This is a genomic window from Tenacibaculum litoreum, assembly GCF_964513915.1.
In the GTDB taxonomy this organism is placed as follows: domain Bacteria; phylum Bacteroidota; class Bacteroidia; order Flavobacteriales; family Flavobacteriaceae; genus Polaribacter; species Polaribacter litoreum.
In genome coordinates this window covers 413,096-435,503 of sequence record NZ_CAZEQS010000003.1, presented here as the reverse complement: position 1 = coordinate 435,503, position 22,408 = coordinate 413,096, and the positions used below count along the sequence as shown (strand labels likewise).

The following is a 22,408-nucleotide window of genomic DNA, read 5'->3' as shown; positions in this document are numbered from 1 at the left end:
AGAAGGAAGTAACAACTGAAGCAATCTGTTTACCGATAGACAGATTGCTTTGCTTCACTCTTAATGATATGAATAGAAAATTAAAATGGACATAAAAATAATACAATTTACTGCGGGTCGTGGACCTTCGGAATGCTGCTGGGTAGTAGCAAAAGTGCTAAAAGCATTTATAAAAGCTGTAGTAGAACATAAGATAACGTATGACATTCTTCATAAAGAAAATGGAATAGAGAATGGTACCATACAATCAGTAAGTGTTCAATTAAAAGGAAATAACCTGTCTTTATTTTTAAAAGATTGGTTGGGTACTATTCAATGGATAGGAAAATCAACCTTTAGAAAATACCACAAACGTAAAAACTGGTTTATAGGTTGTTTTGAATTGGAATATAATAATGAGTTAACTATACAAGAAAAAGACATCGAGTTTCAGGCAATTAGAAGTTCTGGACCTGGTGGACAACATGTAAACAAAGTAAGTTCTGCTGTACGAGCAAAACATAGCACAACAGGAATTCAAGTATTGGTTTCAGAAAGTCGTTCACAGCATCAAAATAAAAAGATAGCTGTACAACGTTTAAAAACCTTGATAGCAAATCATAATATAAATCAATTACAAAACACCATAAAACAAGAATGGGAAAACCATTTAGACTTAGAAAGAGGAAATCCAGTAAAAGTATTTGTAGCAACTGATTTTAAAGTTAAAAACAACAAAAAAAGATTTAAAACAACACGTAATCAATTAAAAAGCGATTTGCGTAAACAATTAGAATAAGATGAAAACATTAGCAAACAATTACATATTTAAAGCATTAGATGCTTTTCCTTATGAATTAGAAGAAACCATGGAGGCATTAACATACGCTTTGGCGTATGAAGAAAAAAATGTAGTAGCGTTGTGCTTAATGGGACGCATTTACGCAGAACACTTAGGTGATTTTGAAAAAGCAAAACTGTATTATACAGAGGCTTTAGCAGAAAACATGTATGCTTTTAACGTATATCCGCATTACATTAATGTGTTATTATGGAATGAAGACTATGAAGAAGCTGAACGATTCATCGATTTTGCACTAACCGTAAAAGGTTCCGACAAAGCAATTTTATATATAGGCAAGGCTCAATTATATGAACAGAAAGAAGCGTATAAAAAATCATTACAAACTTTAAAACTTGCTAAGAAACACACGTATAATAGTGACTATATGCGAACTGTAAGAGAACATATAGAACGTATAGAGGATAAACTTCCTAAGAAAAAGAAGAAAAAAGTAAGAAAAAATCAAAAATAATTTTTAGTACGCAAAAATACTGCGTAATACAGTGTAATATTTGCAGTGTAATTATGAAAAAGGTGTTTGCTGTGAGATAAAAATTGCTATGAAAAGCCTCATTATAACATAGGGTATAATGAGGTAGTTATAAAAGTTCATTTTACATATTATAGATAAAAATATCAAGCAAGTCTTGTTGCGTGTTTCTGTATAGCACCATTGTATACATTCTTACAGTATTTGTATTAGAATTGTATATGCAGCTGGTCTTGAAGGTTTTGATTATTCACCAAAAAATAATCGCACTCTATGTACGCAGGTTCGAATCCTGCCATAACGAAAGTTATGTAGCTAAGTCCGGTTAAAGCAATAGAGAAAATTCGTGTGGGTTCGAATCCCACTATCCGAAAGGATATGGCGGAATGGTAGACGCGCTAGATTTAGGCTCTAGTGAATTCAGACCTGTCACGTCTGTTTTTTTTGCACAGGTTCGAGTCCTGTCAAAACTTCTAAAGGAAGTTTTGTAGCTCAGTTGGTAGAGCACTACGCTGTTAACGTAGATTATTTAGGAAAGCTCATCAACTTGTAAAACTGATGAACCAAAAGTGTTGAATGTTTAATGAGTTTTTAAATAAACACTTATAAACGTACTTTGAAATAATAACCATTACATAAACAATGTATTGAACTTTAGTATGTCAGTTATAGTATTAATTAGTATAACCCATGTAGTAAACAACAATACAAAAGCTATGCAATCTTGTTATTTCCGTAGGCTTATAAGCATTAACATTCAATACTTTTTACAAAAACAAACAAATTTCTCCATGGTGAGAAAACAACGTATAAATAATTAAAAACAAAAAGATTATGAAAAGAATAACAATTAATCAAGGAAAAGTAGGATTAGCATTTAAAAAAGGAGATTACATAAAAGTAATCAAAGGAGGTACACATTGGTTAGGGTTTAATCAAACAGTGGCAGTATACGATTTAACAAAAGATTTTTATACATCAGTAGCTTTAGAAGTATTGTTACAAGACGCAACTTTAGCTGAAATGTTAGAGATTGTTGAAGTACAAGACAACGAGTTAGTTTTTATGTACGAAAACAACAACTTTAAAAGAGTTTTAACTGCTGGAAGACATGTTTTCTGGAAAGGGTTTATTACTAGAACCTTTCAAAGAATAGATATAAGCAAGATTGAGATTACTGAAAAAGTTGATGCCTCTTTATTCAGTAATTATGAAGTGAACAAATATGTTAGAACTTTTGAAGTTGCTGCCTATGAAAAAGCTGTGTTGTTAGTGAATGACACCTATCAAAAAACATTGGTAGGAGGGACGTATAGGTTTTGGAAAAATGAAACAACTATTAAAATAGCGAAAGTAGATACCAGGCAATTACAATTAGAAATTGCGGGTCAGGAATTATTAACCAAAGACAAAGCAAATGTTAGAGTTAACTTTTATACGCAATACAAAGTAACTGATATTGAAAAAGCATTATTAGCTAATAAAGATTATGAAAAACAATTGTATGTAAACATGCAGTTGGCATTGAGAAAATATGTAGGACACTACACATTAGATGAATTATTAGCCAATAAAGAGGATGTTTCTACAGCAGTTTTTGAAGAAACAAAAGAGAATGCTGAAAAATTAGGTGTAGTAATTCAAGGTTGCGGAATTAGAGATGTTATTTTACCAGGAGAAATGAAAGAAATCATGAATCAGGTATTGGTAGCACAAAAGAGAGCCCAAGCCAATATTATTACTAGAAGAGAAGAAACAGCTTCAACGAGAAGCTTATTAAATACTGCTAAATTAATGGAAGACAACGAAATGTTGTTTAAATTAAAAGAAATGGAGTATGTGGAGAAAATAGCCGATAAAATTGGAGAAATTACAGTTACTGGAAACGGAAACGTAATTAAACAGTTAAAGGAAATATTTGTTACCAATAAGTAGTAATATGGCTAATTATACTGGATTTAAACTTTAAAAGCGAAAACTTATATAATTAAGTTCTCGCTTTTTTATTAAACCTTTTATTTTAAAGTTCAAACTTTATTGAAAGGGTAGATATGTAACATCATTATTCTTTACTCGTCTACTTAGTATGCAAAAACTCAGTAAAGATTTGTTTTTAACATTATATTAACCAATGTGTTACGGTAATAACTGTATTTATGTACTATCGTTTTTCAATAATCAAAAGTTACATGATGAATAAATTACCTTTCTTTATACTAACCTTTGTATTAATACCTTTTTTTTATGCTTGTAATACAAAAAAGCAAACTTCAAAAGATAGCAATCTACCAACTATAGAAAGCCCTTATTTAGGTCAGAAACCACCTGGCTTAACTCCTGAACCTTTTGCTCCCGGTATCGTTATTACAGACGGATGGGAAGTTAGCGGAGTCTTCACACCAGACCTAAAAGAATTTTATTTTATTAGAGAAGGAGAGGAGGGTCAAGAACAAGAATTTGTTGTGATTCAATATAAAAATAACCAATGGAAAGATTCTGTTATATCATCTAGGGTTGGCACACCTTTTATTTCTCCCGACGGTAAAATTATGCATTTAAGTAAACGTTATAAGGAGCGAACTGAAAATGGCAAATGGTCAGAAGTAAAAAAACTCGATTATCCTTTTAAAGACTTACCAATTATGCGTCTTACTGCTTCTTCGAAAGGAACTTATTTTTTTGATGAGTTTAAATCAGACTTTACTGGAGATATTCGATATTCACGATTTGTGGATGGAAAGTATGAAAAACCAAAACTACTTAACAGCAAAATTAATAGCGGGAAAAGTTTTCATCCTTTTATAGCACCAGATGAATCGTATCTTATTTTTGATGGTAAAAGAGAAGAAGGCTATGGCGATTCTGATATTTATATATGCTTCAAACAACAAGATGGTTCATGGGGTGAGCCTATTAATATGGGTGATAAGATTAATACAGACGCTTGGGAAGCTCTCGCCTGTGTAACACCAGATGGTAAATATCTTTTTTTTAATAGAAACATGGGCTCAAAAGACTACGAAGATGTAGATATATTTTGGGTTAGTGCACAAATTATTGAAGAGTTAAAACCGAAACGTTAAAAAAGGTCTGTTTTACCAGACCTTTTTTAATTCATTAGTTAATTATCTCTACCAGTTTTCTTCTATTATTTGATGTGTAATAGCAGCTGCTACTTCGCTACCTTCAGCAACTGAAGAAGCAACACCACTCCATCCGGTTCTGGCATCACCAATAATATAAAATCCTTTAATTTCTGTTTCTTTATTCTCATCGACTTTATAAAATTCCATTCCAAAATGTCCAATTTCTGTTGAAACATTCATTTTTTTAACAAAGTCAGTACTTTCTGTAGATTTAGTATCTGGTAAAAACCCACCTTCTCTTTCAATTATAGTATTATCAATAAGTTCAACACCTGTAAGCTGTCCTTTTATTGATATTAATTTTTTTATTTTTTTCTCAACTATTTGTATCCCTTTTTTAATAAGGTTAGATAACAACTCTTTATCCTCAACTTTTTCACCGTTTGTAAAGACTATAACATCTTTTGACCAATGAGATATTGTTTTTGAAAACATTGGAGCCATAATAGCATCGCCAATAACAGCCAACTTTTTGTCGGCCATTTCAAAACCATCACAAAAAGGGCAGGGGTACACAGATTTACCATAAACATCTGTTAAACCTTCAATACCAATCTCAGCAATATTGTCTTTATGTCCTGTTGCTACAATAACTCTTTTAGCTGAATATATTTCGTGTTCTGTTTTAACCGAAAAAAGATTGTTTTCATCTTTTACAGATACTGCTTTTTCCTTTTTGTAGTCAACAGATGTATATTTTGTTAATTGTTGTTTGGCAATTCTAAATATTTCAGAAGGATGCTTACCATCTTGGGTTAAAAAACCGTGTGAATGTGTTGTGATATTATTTCTAGGGCTTTCGGTATTTAAAACCAATGTTTTTATTCTACTTCTGCCTAAAACTAAAGCAGCACTCATTCCTGCTGGACCACCACCAATGATTATGACTTCATAACTCATATTTTGTACTTTTTAATTTGTTTTTATTTTTTTTGAATGACTAACAGCATTGAAATAAGATATCCAAGCCATTTCAGTAATTTCTTGTGTTCTTGATTCATCTTCAAGAATTAGATTTATAGCGGCATCAATTGTGGAGAAATATAGGCTCTCAATCCAATCCATTGTAAGCTGAGAGTTGAATAAGCCTATAGTTTTAAGTTTCTTTAATAAATCTCTAAAAGTTTGCATCATTTCTTTAAAATCAGAAGACTCGTTTTCCATTCCTTTATAATTATCTCTGTAGTGATATAAAAAGCGAAATTGATAACCACTTTTAATATCACACAAAAACATTGTATAAAGTTGAATCTTTGGGTCAGTAGAAGACTCTATCGATTCTTTAGTTTTTTGTAAACAAAGGTTACTTGCATAATCAATTATTTCTTCAATTAGTTCTGACTTTCCTTTAAAATACCGATGAAGTGTTCTTCTACTTAAATTAATGGATTCAGCAATTTCTTCCATTGAAGCGTTTGGATCTTTACTAAACGCTTTAATTGCTGCTGATATAATTTTAGTTTTAGTATCATTCATGTTGTCTCAATTATGAGACAAAGGTATGCATGTCTCATTGATGTGACAAAAATATTTTATATAAATTAATAAGTTCATTGAAACAATTATATTAACTCATCGTCTTTAGTTAACAATAATGTACATTCATAAATTAAAATAGTATGACAGTTTTAGTGGTTGGAGCAAGTGGTGCAACAGGTAGTAAGTTAGTAGAGCAATTACTAATACAAAACTATAAAATAAAGGTGATAGTAAGATCTCTTGAAAAATTACCTAATTCTTGGAAAACTCATGATAATTTACAAATTATTGTAGCAAGTGTTTTAGAATTAAGTAATACAGAAATACGTGAAATTGTTTCTGATTGTAGCGCAGTAATATCTTGCCTTGGTCATAATCTAACTTTTAAAGGTATCTATGGACATCCTAGAAAACTGGTTACAGACGCTACGGTAAAATTATGCAATGCTATAAAATCAAATAATCAGAAAGGTTTAACAAAATATGTTTTAATGAATACTACAGGAAATCGTAACCGTGATTTACATGAACCTATATCATTTGCAGAAAAATGTGTTATTGGACTTCTTCGTTTGCTATTACCGCCACATGTAGATAATGAGAAAGCAGCAGATTATTTACGTACGCAAATTGGTCAAAATGATGACTTTATTGAATGGGTTGCGGTGAGACCAGATAGTTTGATTAATGAAACTAACGTATCTAATTATACAATATATACTTCACCAACAAGAAGTACTATTTTTAACGCAGGTAAAGTTAGTCGTATCAATGTTGCTCATTTTATGGCTAGTTTAATCAATGATAATAATCTATGGAATAAATGGAAAGGACAAATGCCAGTAATCTATAGTGAATCATACTAAGATTAATACTTAATTTTTACATTTTTTTGTCTAAAAAAACTTAATAATTTGCCTCTTTATTAAGTAGTTATTACGTTTACTTTCTGATGCTGTCAATTATTTGTTTCATAACCAAAAACGTAACATTCATTACATTTTTTCAATAACCAAGTCTATTTTTTTTCATCTTTAGAAGTGCAATCAAAAATAAATTATTCGATTGCCGCTAAAAACTATAACGATGGAAGATAAAAACAAGACATATTCAATTTTTGGAGCAGGAGCTGCGGGTTTATATACAGCATGGAGGTTGCTTCAAGGAAAACCAGCAAATGCAAAAGACAAAACGAAAAATTTAAAAAAAGGAGATGTTCTTGAATTATACGATTGGGGTAACTACCAATTTGCAAAAAAAGAAAAAGGAACCAGAGCAGCAGGTGCTAGAGTTTGTACATGGCATTATAATGACGATCCTGATGCTTCATATCTAGAATTAGGAGGCATGCGTTATTCTGCATGGGACTATAAGAAAACAAAGAACAATCCAAACCCGAATGATGGAAACAATCCAGGACACAGATTAGTAACCAAAATCATTAGTGAAATTGGTTTAGAAAAATACTCCGTTCCTTTTAACGAAGCTAGTGATCCACTTTTATCATTAAGAGCAAAAAGTATGTATACATCAGAGATTAATGCTCAAAACCCTGCACCATATAATGCTAATAATTACGGGGAAGATTCAGCACCAGATAATGGTTTTACAGAAATTGAAAGTGTTGGAATCGACGTATCTGAAGATGCTTTGCCACCAACAAGGAATGAATGGTGTAAGTTTTATGAAGAAGGAAAAATAACAAAAGATTTAGGAGATCAATCTATTTTCAAAAAAGGACAAAAATTAAAAGATATAGGGTATTGGAACTTAGCTTATGATGTTTTGGGACAAGAAGGCTTTAGTTATTTAGCAGATGGTAACGGATATTCTTCAAATGTAGTAAATACTAATGCTGCACAATCATTTGAAGTCAATAATGAGTTTACACCAGGAACGTTGTATAAAACATTAACCATTGGTTATTCTGGTATTTTTTCTACACTTTTTCAAGAAATAGTAAAGCTTTCAGAAGAGAAAGGTATTCGTTTTGAGTATCATCCAAATACAAGATTACGTTCTATTTTAGAAAATAAAAACACGATTCATTATACCACAGCGAGTAGAGAAGAACCTACTAAAGAATTAGATTCAAAAACTTGTGATGCTGCTTTTTTAGCAATGGGAAGGTATGCTATTGATTTAGTAGCACAAGCCACACGTTACATGAATAAAAAACAAAGTGATTTTGATGTTTTAAACGATGATAAAGTACAATTGTATTTAGAATCTGTTTTAATGCAACCATCCTACAAAATAGGAATGTTCTTTGATTCACCATGGTGGAGAGATGATATTCCATCACCGCCAAAATATCCAGCAAAATTAAATAGTTATTTTTTAACTCAAGAAGGTGTTAAAGCACTTAAAAAAGATAAATTCCCTGTTAAATACATAAAAGCAATCGAAAAAGCAGCCTCAGAAGCAGCAAAGGCTAAATTGAAAGCAGAAAAACAAAATAAAGCCTACGATAATTCAGTAACTTCAATTATAGATGTAAGCTATGATACGGAAACTGATTTTTTAAAAGCAGCTGAAGCTATAGTAAAAGTGAACTTTAGTTATAAAGAAAAGCAACAAATTACAGAAATAGCTCATTTAGATACTATAGGACCTAGTGCAACAGACATGCCTATTAGACAAGTTGTATATTTTGGAGACAATGCACGTAATAAAAAAGGTAAAAAAGTCTACGGAATTTTAGCAAGTTATGACGATATACGCTATACAACCTTCTGGAAAGCCTTAGAGATTGGGCCTAATAAAGAGCGTAAAATAGCTGAATCTCAAGATACTCAACCGCTACAAGGACCTCGAAAAGCACCAGCTGTAATGGTAAAAATGCTACGACAACAATTAGCTAATTTACATTTTGGTTCTCAAGCAAGTTATACTGCCGTTCCAGAACCTTTAGAAACTAAGTATATAGATTGGTCTTTACCACCATTCAATGCAGGGTATCACGCTTATTTTTCTCATTATAATATTGGTGATGTACAACAAAAAATACGAAAACCATCGTCACTAGTAAAAGGTAAAGACACTAATCTTTTTATTATTGGATCTACTTACTCTAACGATCAGGCTTGGGTAGAAGGTGCTTTTTGTACAGCTGAATCTGTTTTAAACGATTTCTTCAATATAGAAAAACTAATAGACGATAAAGAGTACCCTTTTATTTGTCCTGCGTAAACAAAAAAGGAACAGCAAATTGTAGATACAGTTTTAATTCATTAACTTTAAGTAGTTTAATCTGTTAAAACAAAAAGGATGCTTACTGTTTATAAATTATTATTTATGCAATTACCCATAGGAACACAAAATCCTGATGATAATAAACCTATGGATTTTTCAGATCCCATTGAAGTAATTGTATTTATTGTTTTACCAGTTTTCATTATTATATTGTATATTTTGTGGAAAAAGAAAAAAAACAGAAAAATGTAAATAATTTTTAAGTGAGGGATTCAGCTCGTATTTAGCTAAAAATGTAGACTGTGCTAAATAGTCTAAAATATAGTGAATGAGCAGTTTATTGTTATTAAAAGTTTATGTAGCCTTGAATAAAGGCAAATTATAGTTACAAATGACTTTTCTTTATAAATCTAAAATTTTAATCCGTGAGAATTTCGTATTTGAATTTTTAATTACCAAGTACTGAATATCGTTAAGAATAAATACAGCTTCTGGGATATTTTACATAATATGGAATTATAGCTTACGAATATAAAAAGAAATTCAGGTCGTAAATAGCTGTAACATAATTGTTGACGATATAAAACACTGACGTGTCAGTTATATCTACAATTATGTTAAATACGTTGTATTCGCTATTTTACTCATATATTATAAAGTGTACTATAATTAATATTATGTTAAATAGAGTGTTTTCAATCTCAAAAAACAAAATAAATTTCACTTGTCACTCATCCCTTACCACTACTAAGTTTTGATATTTTAAAATGATAGAATTCTGCTTATTCAGTAAATTATTTTGGTAGGGTAATTTTTAATATTTCTGTTTAATTAATATATCCGCGGAAAAGAGATTAAACAATTATTAAAAAATTAAACAGTATGAGAAATATCAAGAGAATAATTATCCCTGTTTTGATAGTTTTATCAATTTTTGCGGTAAATGTATCGTGTAGTAACGATGAAGAAATAGTACTAAACCCTACTGAAGCTTCAGATGAAACTCCTGATTCAGATGGAGATTTAGGTACAACCGGTGATGCTGAAGGTAGCGAAGGTGAAATTACTTTATATAAAGTAACTGGAGATGAAATTAGTAAAATCCAGGATTATAAAGTAACGGGTAAAGATTTAGAGTATCAAAAAGATGTTGCTAAGCATCAAGAAATTTGGAGCTTAGTAAAGAAAATTGTTCCTGTTGAGCAACTTAAAAAAATGAGTGAGTTTTTAATTTACAATGGTGAAGTTACAGGAAGTGCTGGCTTTGTTATTGAGATTAAAAGAGATTTATCTGATTGGAAAATGGGAATTGCAATTAACTATGCTTACGAAGGAGGTTTTAATGCTGGAGGTGAATTGGCTTATACAATCATTCATGAATTTGGACATGTATTAACCTTAAATAATACCCAATTAGATGCAGCTGTAACTCAAGAAAACTGTAAAAACTACTTCCCTGGTGAAGGATGTGCATTTGAAAAATCGTATATCAATGAGCTACACTCTAAGTTTTGGAATGACATTTGGAGTGAGTATCAAGAAGCTACAAAAGATGAATCTGCACAACAAAAATTTTATGATAAGTATAAAGAAAGATATGTAACTCAATATGCTTCAACAAACCCAGGTGAAGATATTGCTGAAGTTTTTGCCACTTTTACTACACTAAAAGAAAAACCAGAAGGTAAAACTATAGCAGAGAAAAAAATACTGTTAATGTACAACAGAGATGAACTAGTTAACTTTAGAAACCACATAAGAAAAAACTTAGCTCTTAGAAAAAAAGGAGATGCTGTAACATTTGAATTGCCACAACCTGGAGCATGGAAACAAGCCAACTCTTTTGGAAATCCACATAAAACAAAATGTAGAAGACATTAAGTTTAATTACTCAGTACTCTTAAAGGTTTTTTATTTTAAGGGTACTGTTTTTAAAAGAAATTATGAGATATATTTTTTTAATACTAATGACTATGACATTAGTAAAATGTTCAAGTTCAAAGAATATCAAAAAAGAGGAAGCTTTTTTATACTACGGAAAAACACAATGTTTAGGAAAGTGCCCTGTTTTTGATATGTATCTATTTAAAGATGGAAAAGTTTTATATGAAGGAATTAAAAATGTTTCTAAATTGGGGATGCATCAGTTTTCTATAAAAACTGAAGATGTAGAGGAGATAAAAAAAGAATTAGAAAAAATAGATTTTACAACAAAAGAAAAATTAACAAGAGACTTTCCTAATACAGTCCTTAAATTTAAAAGGAAAAGACTAGCAATTCAAAAAAATGAGAAAGTGAAAAGGTTAATGTTTTTGCTAGAAAAGATTAAAATTTAAAAATTTTTAACAAAAAAAGTAGGGTTATTTTAATTATAGCTGTTTTATAAACTGTAAGATGTATATAGTATACGACGCTGTTTATAGAATAAAAGGCCCCTTCACTTTTTACATTTTTTTGTTTCACTACATTTTATTCTTAACAGCGTCTTTTTATTAGACTTATAAAGTTATGATATTGTTTGTTTAAGGCTGTTAAAAAAGCAGCCTTTTTTTAACTTTTCTCCACACTTCTAACTAAAATAAAGGCAGTATTTTTGCCTAATGCAAAAAAAGAATCAATCGAAATTAGAATTCATTGCTTTAATGGCTTCTCTAATGTCATTAGTAGCTTTATCAATAGACGCATTACTCCCAGCTTTAGAACAAATAGGTATTAGTATTCGAGTTCAACAAGGATCACATGATAGTCAATTATTAGTGACAATGATTTTTTTAGGACTGGGCTTTGGACAATTAATTTCTGGTCCAATTTCTGATAGTTTAGGAAGAAAACCTGTTATTTATGGAGGTTTTATACTTTTTGTTATTGCAAGCTTTATTTGTGTTAGTGCTACTAGCATAGAAATGATGATTTTAGGAAGAGTTTTACAAGGAGTTGGACTCTCTGCCCCTAGAACAATAAGTATTGCGATGGTTCGAGATAGTTTTAGTGGAAACTACATGGCTAAAATTATGTCGTTTATTGTGGTGATTTTTATTTTAGTTCCTGTTGTCGCACCTGCAATTGGTAAGTTAATGTTAGATGCCTACGGGTGGAAATCTATATTTTATAGTCAATTAGTATTTGGTGTCGTAGTTATGTTTTGGTTATGGAAGCGTCAACCAGAAACTCTTCAAGAAGAAAACAGAATTAAGTTTGCATTTCGTTTATTTTTAGATGGTTCTAAAGAATTTATAAAATATAAACAAGCTGTTATTTTTACACTAATATCTGGCTTTATCACAGGGTCGTTTATGGTATATTTAAGTGCTTCACAACAAATTTTTCAAGAACAGTATTTATTGGTAGACGAATTTCCTTACATATTTGCTGGTTTAGCTATTTCTGTTGGTTTTGCTACTTTTTTAAATGGTTCATTTGTTATGAGATTTGGAATGCATAAACTCGTTTCATTCTTTTTAATTATGTTTTCAATAGTTCCTATTATTTACATAACATTATTTTATCAAAAGGAAAATCCAAGTATTGTAATACTACTAATTTTCTTTGCTTTACAGTTTTTTTCAATCGGATTTTTATTTGGAAACCTTCGAGCATTAGCAATGCAACCTGTTGGACATATTGCAGGAATTGGAGCTGCTATTAATGGGTTTGTATCTACAATTATGGCTGTACCAATTGCTACATTTATAGGAAAATATGTTGAAACCACTACTCTCCCACTTTTTATGGGATTTTTTATATGTGGTGCGTTATCTTTACTCCTTTTAAATTTTACCAAATTAAAACCAGTAAACGAATAGTATAATGAAGCTAGATGTTATTTATGAAGATGAATATGTGTTGTGTGTATCAAAACCTAACAATGTAGTAGTACATCACGCGCATCATTCTAGAAATGTTGCTGACGAAGATTCTTTGTTGCAAATAATTCAACAGCAGTTCAATCAAAAAATGTATCCAATTCATCGTCTTGATAGAAAAACGTCTGGAATTATATTACTTGCAAAAGAAACAAAGTTTGTAGCCAAGTTTCAAGAACTATTTACCAATAACGAAATACAAAAAACGTATTACGGAATTGTTAGAGGTCATGCTCCAGAAACCAAAATTATAGATTCTCCTGTAAAAGGTAGAGACGCCAACGTACATAAAGATGCAGAAACACACTTAAACACCATAAAGACTGTTACAGTAAATATTCCTGTAAAACCTTATGACACATCTAGGTATAGTTTGGTAAAGTTAGCCCCTAAAACAGGTAGGTTACACCAGTTACGAATCCATATGAACAAAATTAGTCACCCACTTGTTGGGGATCCTAAATATGGTGATAAAAATCACAACACAATGTTTATTGATAATTTTGATTGTGAAAACCTTTTTTTACATGCATATTCTTTAGAGTTTATTCATCCATATTCAAATGAAAAATTATTAATAAAAGCTGATTTTCCTAAAGATTGGTGTGTAGTTTTTGAAAAGTTTAATTGGAATTTATAAAAGTGGGACTCCTCCACTCTATTCACTTTTAGTTTGTCGGATTTTATATCTTAAAATCAACAACTTTATAAAAACTGTTTTTATTTAAACAGAAGGGCAATATTTTAATCATTTTAACGCTAGGTTATTGATTGTTTAATTAATTAACCTTTTTATTATGATTTAAATCAAAGAAAAAATGAAAAATTTAAAACCCTTCATATTAGCAGCTACAGCAGCCGTATTAATGGTAAGTTGTAGTGATAACGACACTAACCCTGTTGATAATCAAGATGCTAAATTATTTGACACTCATTCTCTTGAAGTATGTAGCTATATAGATGGCAATTGGGGTCAAAACGCTTACATTAGTTCAACTATTGTAAATCAATCAGAAACAAATTTTTTAAATAACCAAAACGTTAAAATAGCTGATGTTTTTAACATTAGCACTATTCCTTTATACTTTGCAAAAGGTTCAGGTACAGCTAATGCTATTTCTTACGGTAGTGGTTATATTATTTATGGTGAAGAGCTATATAATATGGCTTTAAGCCAAGGAGGTAGAATTTCTTGTGCTATGGTTCAAGCTCATGAGGTTGGCCACCAGTTGCAATACCAAAACAACTTACCTTCAAGAAGAGAAAGTACTGCCAGAGCTACTGAGTTAGAAGCTGATGGTTTTGCTGGTTATTATATTAAAAAGCCTAATGGATATAATGCTACTTGGACACAAGCAGCTCCAGCATATAATTTTGCTGCTTCTATAGGTGATTATAATACAACTAGTTCAAATCACCACGGAACTCCAGCTCAACGTCGTTCAGCTTTCCGTTTAGGGTACTTATTAGGAGATTATAATTTAACTGTAAGTAGTTTTGATTATAATTTCTTTTACTACTATGATAATTATGTATTACCAGGAGCTTTACGTCAAGATTTAAAGAAACCGGATGATATAGATGCTGGCTTACATAACTTTATCTTATCTAAAATGGAAGAGTTAAGAAAAATTAACTCAGGAGAGATTTCTAAGGAAGAATTTGAAAATTTAAAATAAACTAACAAAAAACTAATATCATAAAAAGTTAATTTATTAAACAATAAAAAGGGTAGCATAATTATGCTACCCTTTTAACTTTTATAAAAATAGTTTTTAAATATCTTTAAAAATAGCGTGCATTAAACGCTTTTTATCATTGATGCTTTCTTCAAGAGCAATCATTGTCTCTGTTCTATTAACACCATGAATATCATCTATTCTATAAATAATGTCTTTTGCATCGTTAGTGTTTTTAGCACGTACTTTACAGAAAATATTATATTTTCCAGCAGTTACATAGGCTACAGTTACATTTGGAATTAAACGTAAATTATCAAGCACATGTTGTGTCATAGAAGTTTTCTCTAAAAAAATTCCAACGTGAGCAATAAACGAATACCCCATTTTTTCATAATTCAAGGTTAAAGTAGACCCTTGAATAATTCCTTCGTCTTCCATTTTCTTTACACGTACATGTATAGTACCAGCTGATACTAACAACTTCTTTGCGATGTCTGTAAAAGGTGTACGAGCATTTTCAATTAAAATGTCTAAAATTTGATGATCAATCTCATCTAGTATGAACTTCTTCATTTTTTTGTTTTCTTCAAGTAATATTGCTAAAATATAGTTTTTTTCTAAAAAAAATAAGTTTTATTTAAAGAAAGTAGAATTTTTAACTGTTTTTTATGAATTCTTTATGAGCTAAATACATAGATAAGTTACCTTCTTTCTCCTTTTTTAAAACGAGTGCAAATTTATCATTTTCTATAGTTTCTACATACTGATAAGCAACATCTTTTTCATTATTTTTTGATCGATAAATCACATCGTAGAAGTTCTTGATATTGTTAGGAATAGCTAAATATTTTTCAAATTCCTTGAAGTTTTCTGCTGAAGAAATGTGGTATATTCCTTGTAATAGCGCGTAAAAATTGAATTTTCTAACCTCTTCCCTGTCGTAATCATTCGGAAAATGACCCGCTTCAATTAATATTGTATTGTGTCCTAACTTTTGAAAATTATCTCCTGTAGCAGTTGGGTAAAATTCATCTGTATAACGACCAACATGATTAGGTATAATTTCTTGTAATAAATCATTCATAGCTACAATTACATTCATAGTTTCTTTCCTCCCTTCTGTAATTGTTCTTTTTTCTTCTTCTGAAGGTGCTAAAAATGAAATTGTTGCTGGATTTTTAGTTCCCTCAACACCAAAAATAGTTCTTTGATCATGAAGATTGAAACAAAATTCAGGATTTACTTCTTCTAAAATACTACGTAAAAGTTTACTTTCTTTAGCCTCTAACTCTACTGCGTCTCTATTTAAGTCTACATTCTTAGCATTAACACGTGTATATGCTTGTGCTCCATCTGGATTTAACATCGGAACAATGGTAATACTACAATTGTTTAAAATAGATTCTGTTATTTCGTGGGTAGAAAAACGTTGAATAAACTTTAAAAAATCAAATACTGCTTTGGTTCCTGTACTTTCATTACCGTGCATTTGACTCCAAACAAGAATTCTTTTTTTACCTTTTCCTAGTTTTAATTGATAAATGGCTCTACCTTCTTCAGATTCTCCTATAATTTTTGTTTGAATTTGTGAGTTTTGTAAGCCTAAATATAAAGGTTCTATATCTGTTAGTGTTATCCACCTACCAGATATAGAGTCTTCTTTAATTTTTGAATAATTGTCTTCTAAAAAAGAGCTACTTAAGTGTGTCATATCATAATTATAGCGAAAACCAATCAGTTACCAGTTGCTTTTCAATTGGTTCAATGGTTTTATGTACATAATCATTTTTAGCAATGTCGTACTCATAGTCTTTAGACCACTCTTCAATATTTTCAGCTAACGCTTGTAACGATTCACAAATAAATTGTACTTCTTCATTTGTAATTGTTGGGTGTACTGATAAACGCACCCAACCTGGTTTTTCTGTATTACAACCTTCTAATATTTGACCTTTGATCTCATTTGATCTTATTTGATCTACATTTAATAAGAAGTGTCCATAAGTTCCTGCACAAGAACATCCTCCTCTAGTTTGAATTCCAAATCGGTCGTTTAATAATTTTACAACAAGGTTGAAGTGATATTTTTCAAAATAGAAAGAAAAAATACTCAAACGATCTTTATGATCTGGAGCTAATATTTTAACTCCTTCTAAGTTTTCTAAACAGTTAAAGATAATTGGATTGATTTCATCTTCACGTTCCTTTATCTTATCTGTACCCATTTGATCCTTTATCTGAATACATAAAGCTATTTTAATTGTTTGTAAAAAAGCTGGTGTACCTCCATCTTCACGCGTTTCTACATCGTCAAAATAATCATGTTGTCCCCAAGGGTTTGTATAACTAACCGTTCCTCCTCCAGGGTTATCAGGAACCATGTTTTTATACAATTTTTTATTAAAAATTAACACTCCAGAACTTCCAGGGCCTCCTAAAAACTTATGTGGAGAAAAGAAAATAGCATCTAAATATTCATCTTCTTTTTCAGGATGCATATCAATATCAACATAAGGTGCAGAACAGGCAAAATCAACAAAGCATAAACCTCCATATTTATGAATTAATGAAGCTACTTTATGATAGTCAGTCTTTATCCCTGTTACATTTGATCCTGCTACTATAGAGGCTATTTTAATAGGTCTATCTAAGTATTTTTTTATAGTTTCTTCAAACTTATCTAAACACACTAAACCTTCATCATTACAAGGAACAACTTCTACATCTGCTATGGTTTCAATCCAAGATGTTTGGTTTGAGTGGTGTTCCATATGACTTACAAAGACAATAGGTCTTTTTTCATCTGGAACCTGTGTGTTTTCTTTTAAATTTTCATTTATTTTTAATCCTAAAATACGCTGAAATTTATTAACAACTCCCGTCATACCAGATCCTTCCGTAATTAGCACATCATTAGAAGATGCGTTTACGTGACGTTTGATGATATTTCGTGCTTCATGATATGCTAAAGTCATAGCTGCTCCTGAAGTTGAAGTTTCTGTATGAGTGTTGGCTACAAAAGGTCCAAACTTATTTAAAAGTTGTTCTTCAATAGGTCGATATAATCTTCCACTTGCAGTCCAATCTGTATAAATCATTTTCTTTTCACCATATGGTGTTTGAAAAGTTTGATCTATACCTACAATATTTTTTCTGAACTTATCAAAATACTGTTCTAAATCCATAGTTGAAATCTCTAGTTGTTTGTTATGTTGCGTAAAATTAGCAGTATACTAGTAGTTAGCCTAAAATAGTTATAATATTAACGTATTTATAACACTTTGTTATTAAAGTCTAAATTTACCTCCTATTAAAATGGTGTTCTCAAAAAAGTAAAAACTTTGTGAGGCAGAGTCTATAGAACTTTTAGTTGTTCTAACATCTGGCATATAAATATACCCTCCTTTTAAATCAGCTTGTACAAAAAAGTGTTTTAAAAATGTAATATTTAAACCACCACCAATAGAAGCTCCATATCCTGATAAATGAAAATCGTCGTGGCGCTCCATACCTAATAAGGTTGTGTTAGTTCTTGGATATAAAATACCAAGCCCCACACCTTCTGTTAAATTAATTTGTAAGTTTTCTAAGTTTAAACCAAACCAGTGGCTTACATCATCAAAACGCTTTACTTCTACATTAAGGTAATTCAGTCCATCAGTGTGTTCAAAACGTAAAAAATCAGCTGCTAAATTGATGGTTTCGTTATTATATGTTCCATCATACTTCGCGTTTCCTATATTAATGTTTCCATTGATTTTTACATCTTGATCAGCTATCATTACATATTTCATATGATCTACTCCAATAGAAACGGTGTAGTTTTCTTTAAAGAAATATCCTATTCTATAATTTGTTTGAGGAATAGTTACTCTTCCTGGATTGAAATAATCATTAAATGAAAACTTTGTTTGTCTGTCTTGAGCTTTTACATTTTGTAACGTAAAATCGTAATTTGCTCCTTTAAAACGAATATCTGAATCTGAGTAACTAGACCAGTTCCATCCCCAATAAACGAAGAATTTACCTTTGTTAGTTACTTTTTTCTTCTGAATGATTTCCTCGTTTTTCTCCTGCGCTATTATTGATACTGAAACGATCAGCATTAATAAACTTACTATTTTTAATTTCAAAGAACTATTGTATTATTTGTTGTATTTCAGTGATAAATCTTTTGGCTAAAGCATCTGCATTATCTTGGCTAGTACTTTCTGTATAAATTCTAATGATTGGTTCAGTATTAGATTTTCGTAAGTGAACCCACTCTTCAGCAAAATCAATTTTTACTCCATCAATAGTATTTACATCCTCATTTTTGTAGTTGGTAGCCATGGTTTCTAAAATCTTATCAACATCTATTTGTGGTGTCAACTGGATTTTATTTTTGCTCATAAAGTAGCTAGGATACGAATCTCTTAACTCTTTACAAGATGTTTTTTTATGTGCTAAATGTGATAAGAATAAAGCGACTCCTACTAATGAATCTCTTCCATAATGAGACTCAGGATAAATGATTCCTCCGTTTCCTTCTCCTCCAATTACAGTATTGGTATCCTTCATCATTTGTACCACGTTCACCTCACCTACTGCACTTGCTGTGTATGTTCCTCCATGTTTTTCAGTAACATCACGTAATGCTCTTGAAGACGAAAGATTAGAAACTGTATTTCCACCACCTAGCTGTCCTAATACATAATCAGCACAAGCTACTAAAGTGTATTCTTCTCCAAACATAGAACCATCTTCAGAAATTAGAGCTAAACGGTCTACATCAGGATCTACTACAATACCTAAATCTGCCTTTTCCTTTACTACTAATTCAGAAATATCAGTTAAGTGTTCTTTTAAAGGTTCTGGATTGTGTGGAAAGTGTCCGTTTGGTTCACAATATAATTCTATACAATTTACACCTAACTCTTCTAGTAAAGCAGGAATAGCAATTCCTCCTGTAGAATTTACACCGTCTACTACTACTTTAAAATTAGCTTTTTTAATGGCTTCTGTATCAACTAAGTTAAGTTTTAAGACTTCTTTAATATGCTTTTTTATATAATCTTTCTTTTTTTTGTATGCTCCTAAATCATCAACTTCAGCAAACTGTATAGTAGCATCATTTTCAGCAATTTTTAGAATTTCAGCTCCATCTTCACCATTTAAAAACTCTCCTTTTTCATTCAGAAGTTTTAATGCATTCCATTGTTTGGGATTGTGAGAAGCAGTTAAAATAATACCTCCATCCGCTTTTTCTAAAGGAACAGCTACTTCTACAGTTGGTGTCGTAGATAAGCCTAAATCGATTACATCAATTCCTAAACCTACTAGTGTATTTGCGACTAAGTTACTTATCATTTTTCCCGAAATACGAGCATCTCTACCTATTACAATAGTAATTTTTTCTTTTTCTGCATTTTTCTTTTTTATAAACGTACCGTAAGCTGCTGCAAATTTTACAGCATCTATAGGTGTTAAGTTGTCACCTGTATTTCCGCCTATGGTACCTCTAATACCTGATATAGATTTAATAAGTGTCATATTAATTTTTAATTGATGAGCAAATATAAAGCTATTTAAGAAAGTATCCTTTATAAAGGAAGAGCTTTAACTGTAACATTTGTTACATAAGGAACTAAAAAAACCGCTAAGCTTTACAAGCTTAACGGTTTATAATTTTTAAGAAGTTGTAAGGATTATTTTCCTTCCATTTTCTTCTTTAACTCAGCTAATCCACCGATATCTCCTAAAGTAGTTTTTTCTACTTCTTGAGCTTTAGCAGCAGCAGCTTTGATGTTCTTTTGTTCTTCTTCTCTAAAGATAGAAGTATGAGAAACAACAATTCTACGGTACTCTTTACTAAACTCAGTTACTTGGAACTTAGTTTCGTCACCTTTAGCTAATTTACCTCCGTCTTCTTTTTCTAAGAAACGAGTTGGAGCGAAAGCTTCAACACCATCAGCAAATACTACAGTTGCACCTTTATCATTCTTCTCTTTAATAGTACCTTCGTGGATAGATCCGATTGTGTAAGTAGATTCATGAGCATCCCAAGGGTTATCTTGAGTTTGCTTGTGACCTAAGTTTAATTTACGGTTCTCTACGTCTAATTCTAATACTTGAACTTCTAATTGATCACCAACAGTTACGAAATCTGATGGGTGCTTAATTTTCTTAGTCCAAGATAAATCAGAGATATATACTAATCCATCAATACCTTCTTCTAACTCTACGAATACACCAAAGTTAGTGTAGTTACGTACAGTACCAGTGTGTTTAGAACCTACTGGGTATTTAGTAGTGATATCTGTCCATGGATCTGGGTGTAATTGCTTCATACCTAAAGACATTTTACGCTCTTCGCGGTCTAATGTTAAGATTTGAGCTTCTACTTCATCACCAACTTTTACGAAATCTTGTGCAGAACGTAAGTGAGTTGACCATGACATTTCAGATACGTGGATTAATCCTTCTACTCCTTCTTCAACCTCTACAAATGCACCATAATCAGCTAAAACAACTACTTTACCTTTTACTTTATCACCAACTTTTAAATCAGCATTTAAAGCTTCCCATGGGTGAGCAGATAATTGTTTTAATCCTAATTGAATTCTTGACTTGTTATCATCAAAGTCTAAGATTACAACGTTTAATTTTTGATCTAATTCAACAACTTCGTTCGGGTGGTTGATACGAGACCAAGATAAATCAGTAATGTGAATTAATCCGTCAACACCTCCTAAGTCAACAAATACACCATAAGAAGTAATGTTTTTAACAACACCTTCTAATACTTGTCCTTTTTCTAATTGACCGATAATTTCACGTTTTTGATCTTCTAAATCAGCTTCAATTAACGCTTTATGAGATACTACTACGTTCTTAAATTCGTGGTTGATTTTCACAACTTTGAATTCCATAGTTTTTTCTACATATTGATCGTAGTCACGGATAGGCTTCACATCAATTTGAGAACCTGGTAAGAATGCTTCAATACCAAATACATCAACGATCATACCTCCACGAGTTCTACACTTAACAAAACCGTTAACGATTTCACCAGTTTCGTGTGCATTGTTAACACGATCCCAAGCTTTGATTACACGTGCTTTTTTGTGAGATAATACTAATTGACCTGAAGAGTCTTCTCTTTTGTCAACTAATACTTCTACTTTGTCTCCAACAGCTAAATTTGGGTTGTAACGGAATTCGTTTAACGAAATTACACCTTCAGACTTAGAGTTAATGTCAATAATAGCATCACGATCAGTAATACGTACTACTTCACCTTCGATAACATCGCGCTCGTTTACGAACCCTACAGTACCTTCTAAGGCTTTTTCAAATTCTTTTAATTTAGACTCATCAACTTCATCAATACCTTCTTCGTATTTGTGCCAGTTAAAGGTTGCTAAAAATTCTGCTGGATTTACAGCTTCTGCTGTGTTTTTTGTTTCTTCAGACATGTCTGAAATAAATATTTGTATCTTTTTGTTAACCAGATTTTTAACGATACTAACGCCAAGAGAAATTAAACTTAATAAATGTTATTTTTTACCCTTTTTAAATCTGTACTCGTAAAAAGGCGTGCAAATTTACGAATAATTCTTGAAGTAACCTAAAATGTTTTGGTTTTTAGAGGGTTAAGACACTGAGAAATGCAAATAGTGGTTAATGATTTATATGAGCAAGTAAAAATGAAATAATAACACTTATCAAAACAAAATTAAAAGTAGACT

20 protein-coding genes and 1 tRNA gene are annotated in these 22,408 nt (G+C 31.1%); 13 read left to right on the top strand and 8 right to left on the bottom strand.

Annotated elements, in window-relative coordinates; all coding sequences use genetic code 11:
- Positions 1-85: 85 nt before the first annotated feature.
- From prfH to ACKTTR_RS08020, 5 genes are all read left to right on the top strand, one after another.
- On the top strand, positions 86-778 hold the full coding sequence (prfH, locus tag ACKTTR_RS08040) for a peptide chain release factor H (protein WP_408027352.1): 693 nt from the start codon (positions 86-88) through the stop codon (positions 776-778).
- Between the two features lies 1 nt (position 779).
- Positions 780-1,295: a tetratricopeptide repeat protein gene (locus ACKTTR_RS08035; protein WP_408027351.1), complete on the top strand. Its 516-nt coding sequence runs from the start codon at positions 780-782 to the stop codon at positions 1,293-1,295.
- Positions 1,296-1,685: 390 nt separating this feature from the next.
- Positions 1,686-1,779 (top strand) — tRNA-Leu (locus ACKTTR_RS08030).
- A gap of 368 nt (positions 1,780-2,147) precedes the next feature.
- Positions 2,148-3,248 carry a slipin family protein gene (locus ACKTTR_RS08025; protein ID WP_408027350.1) on the top strand — a complete coding sequence of 367 codons (1,101 nt, stop codon included), beginning with the start codon at positions 2,148-2,150 and terminating at the stop codon, positions 3,246-3,248.
- A 254-nt stretch (positions 3,249-3,502) separates the two neighbouring features.
- Entirely contained in the window at positions 3,503-4,396 is an 894-nt protein-coding gene (locus ACKTTR_RS08020; RefSeq protein WP_408027349.1) for a TolB-like translocation protein, read from the top strand.
- A 48-nt stretch (positions 4,397-4,444) separates the two neighbouring features.
- Here ACKTTR_RS08020 and ACKTTR_RS08015 read toward each other — a convergent pair whose 3' ends face one another.
- Positions 4,445-5,359 (bottom strand): NAD(P)/FAD-dependent oxidoreductase, encoded by a 915-nt coding sequence (locus ACKTTR_RS08015; protein ID WP_408027348.1) that lies wholly within the window; start codon positions 5,357-5,359, stop codon positions 4,445-4,447.
- A gap of 12 nt (positions 5,360-5,371) precedes the next feature.
- Positions 5,372-5,935, bottom strand: a complete 564-nt coding sequence (locus ACKTTR_RS08010; protein WP_408027347.1) for a TetR/AcrR family transcriptional regulator — start codon at positions 5,933-5,935, stop codon at positions 5,372-5,374.
- Between the two features lie 143 nt (positions 5,936-6,078).
- Here ACKTTR_RS08010 and ACKTTR_RS08005 point away from each other — a divergent pair, with 143 nt between their 5' ends.
- From ACKTTR_RS08005 to ACKTTR_RS07970, 8 genes are all read left to right on the top strand, one after another.
- Complete coding sequence (locus ACKTTR_RS08005; protein ID WP_408027346.1) at positions 6,079-6,804, top strand: NAD(P)-dependent oxidoreductase; 726 nt, start codon at positions 6,079-6,081, stop codon at positions 6,802-6,804.
- Between the two features lie 220 nt (positions 6,805-7,024).
- On the top strand, positions 7,025-9,130 hold the full coding sequence (locus ACKTTR_RS08000; protein ID WP_408027345.1) for a flavin monoamine oxidase family protein: 2,106 nt from the start codon (positions 7,025-7,027) through the stop codon (positions 9,128-9,130).
- A gap of 105 nt (positions 9,131-9,235) precedes the next feature.
- The gene (locus tag ACKTTR_RS07995; RefSeq protein WP_408027344.1) at positions 9,236-9,385 is read left to right on the top strand and encodes an adenylosuccinate synthetase; all 150 of its coding nucleotides are present in this window, start codon (positions 9,236-9,238) and stop codon (positions 9,383-9,385) included.
- Between the two features lie 630 nt (positions 9,386-10,015).
- A complete protein-coding gene (locus ACKTTR_RS07990; RefSeq protein WP_408027343.1) occupies positions 10,016-11,014 on the top strand; it encodes a zinc-binding metallopeptidase in 999 nt (332 codons plus the stop codon).
- A 92-nt stretch (positions 11,015-11,106) separates the two neighbouring features.
- Positions 11,107-11,469: a DUF6438 domain-containing protein gene (locus ACKTTR_RS07985; RefSeq protein WP_408027342.1), complete on the top strand. Its 363-nt coding sequence runs from the start codon at positions 11,107-11,109 to the stop codon at positions 11,467-11,469.
- 264 nt (positions 11,470-11,733) lie between these two features.
- Positions 11,734-12,936 carry a multidrug effflux MFS transporter gene (locus tag ACKTTR_RS07980; protein WP_408027341.1) on the top strand — a complete coding sequence of 401 codons (1,203 nt, stop codon included), beginning with the start codon at positions 11,734-11,736 and terminating at the stop codon, positions 12,934-12,936.
- Positions 12,937-12,940: 4 nt separating this feature from the next.
- Complete coding sequence (locus ACKTTR_RS07975) at positions 12,941-13,636, top strand: pseudouridine synthase (protein ID WP_408027340.1); 696 nt, start codon at positions 12,941-12,943, stop codon at positions 13,634-13,636.
- Positions 13,637-13,814: 178 nt separating this feature from the next.
- The gene (locus tag ACKTTR_RS07970) at positions 13,815-14,675 is read left to right on the top strand and encodes a neutral zinc metallopeptidase (RefSeq protein WP_408027339.1); all 861 of its coding nucleotides are present in this window, start codon (positions 13,815-13,817) and stop codon (positions 14,673-14,675) included.
- 96 nt (positions 14,676-14,771) lie between these two features.
- Here the strand turns inward: ACKTTR_RS07970 and ACKTTR_RS07965 are convergent, their stop codons facing one another.
- From ACKTTR_RS07965 to rpsA, 6 genes are all read right to left on the bottom strand, one after another.
- A complete protein-coding gene (locus tag ACKTTR_RS07965) occupies positions 14,772-15,251 on the bottom strand; it encodes an Lrp/AsnC family transcriptional regulator (protein ID WP_047788824.1) in 480 nt (159 codons plus the stop codon).
- A gap of 82 nt (positions 15,252-15,333) precedes the next feature.
- Positions 15,334-16,389, bottom strand: a complete 1,056-nt coding sequence (locus ACKTTR_RS07960; protein WP_408027338.1) for a M14 family zinc carboxypeptidase — start codon at positions 16,387-16,389, stop codon at positions 15,334-15,336.
- A gap of 7 nt (positions 16,390-16,396) precedes the next feature.
- The gene (locus tag ACKTTR_RS07955) at positions 16,397-17,863 is read right to left on the bottom strand and encodes an aminotransferase class V-fold PLP-dependent enzyme (protein ID WP_408027337.1); all 1,467 of its coding nucleotides are present in this window, start codon (positions 17,861-17,863) and stop codon (positions 16,397-16,399) included.
- A gap of 102 nt (positions 17,864-17,965) precedes the next feature.
- A complete protein-coding gene (locus ACKTTR_RS07950) occupies positions 17,966-18,811 on the bottom strand; it encodes a hypothetical protein (RefSeq protein ID WP_408027336.1) in 846 nt (281 codons plus the stop codon).
- 4 nt (positions 18,812-18,815) lie between these two features.
- Entirely contained in the window at positions 18,816-20,210 is a 1,395-nt protein-coding gene (glmM, locus tag ACKTTR_RS07945) for a phosphoglucosamine mutase (protein WP_408027335.1), read from the bottom strand.
- 155 nt (positions 20,211-20,365) lie between these two features.
- Positions 20,366-22,135, bottom strand: a complete 1,770-nt coding sequence (gene rpsA / locus ACKTTR_RS07940; protein WP_047788829.1) for a 30S ribosomal protein S1 — start codon at positions 22,133-22,135, stop codon at positions 20,366-20,368.
- Between the last annotated feature and the right edge of the window lie 273 nt (positions 22,136-22,408).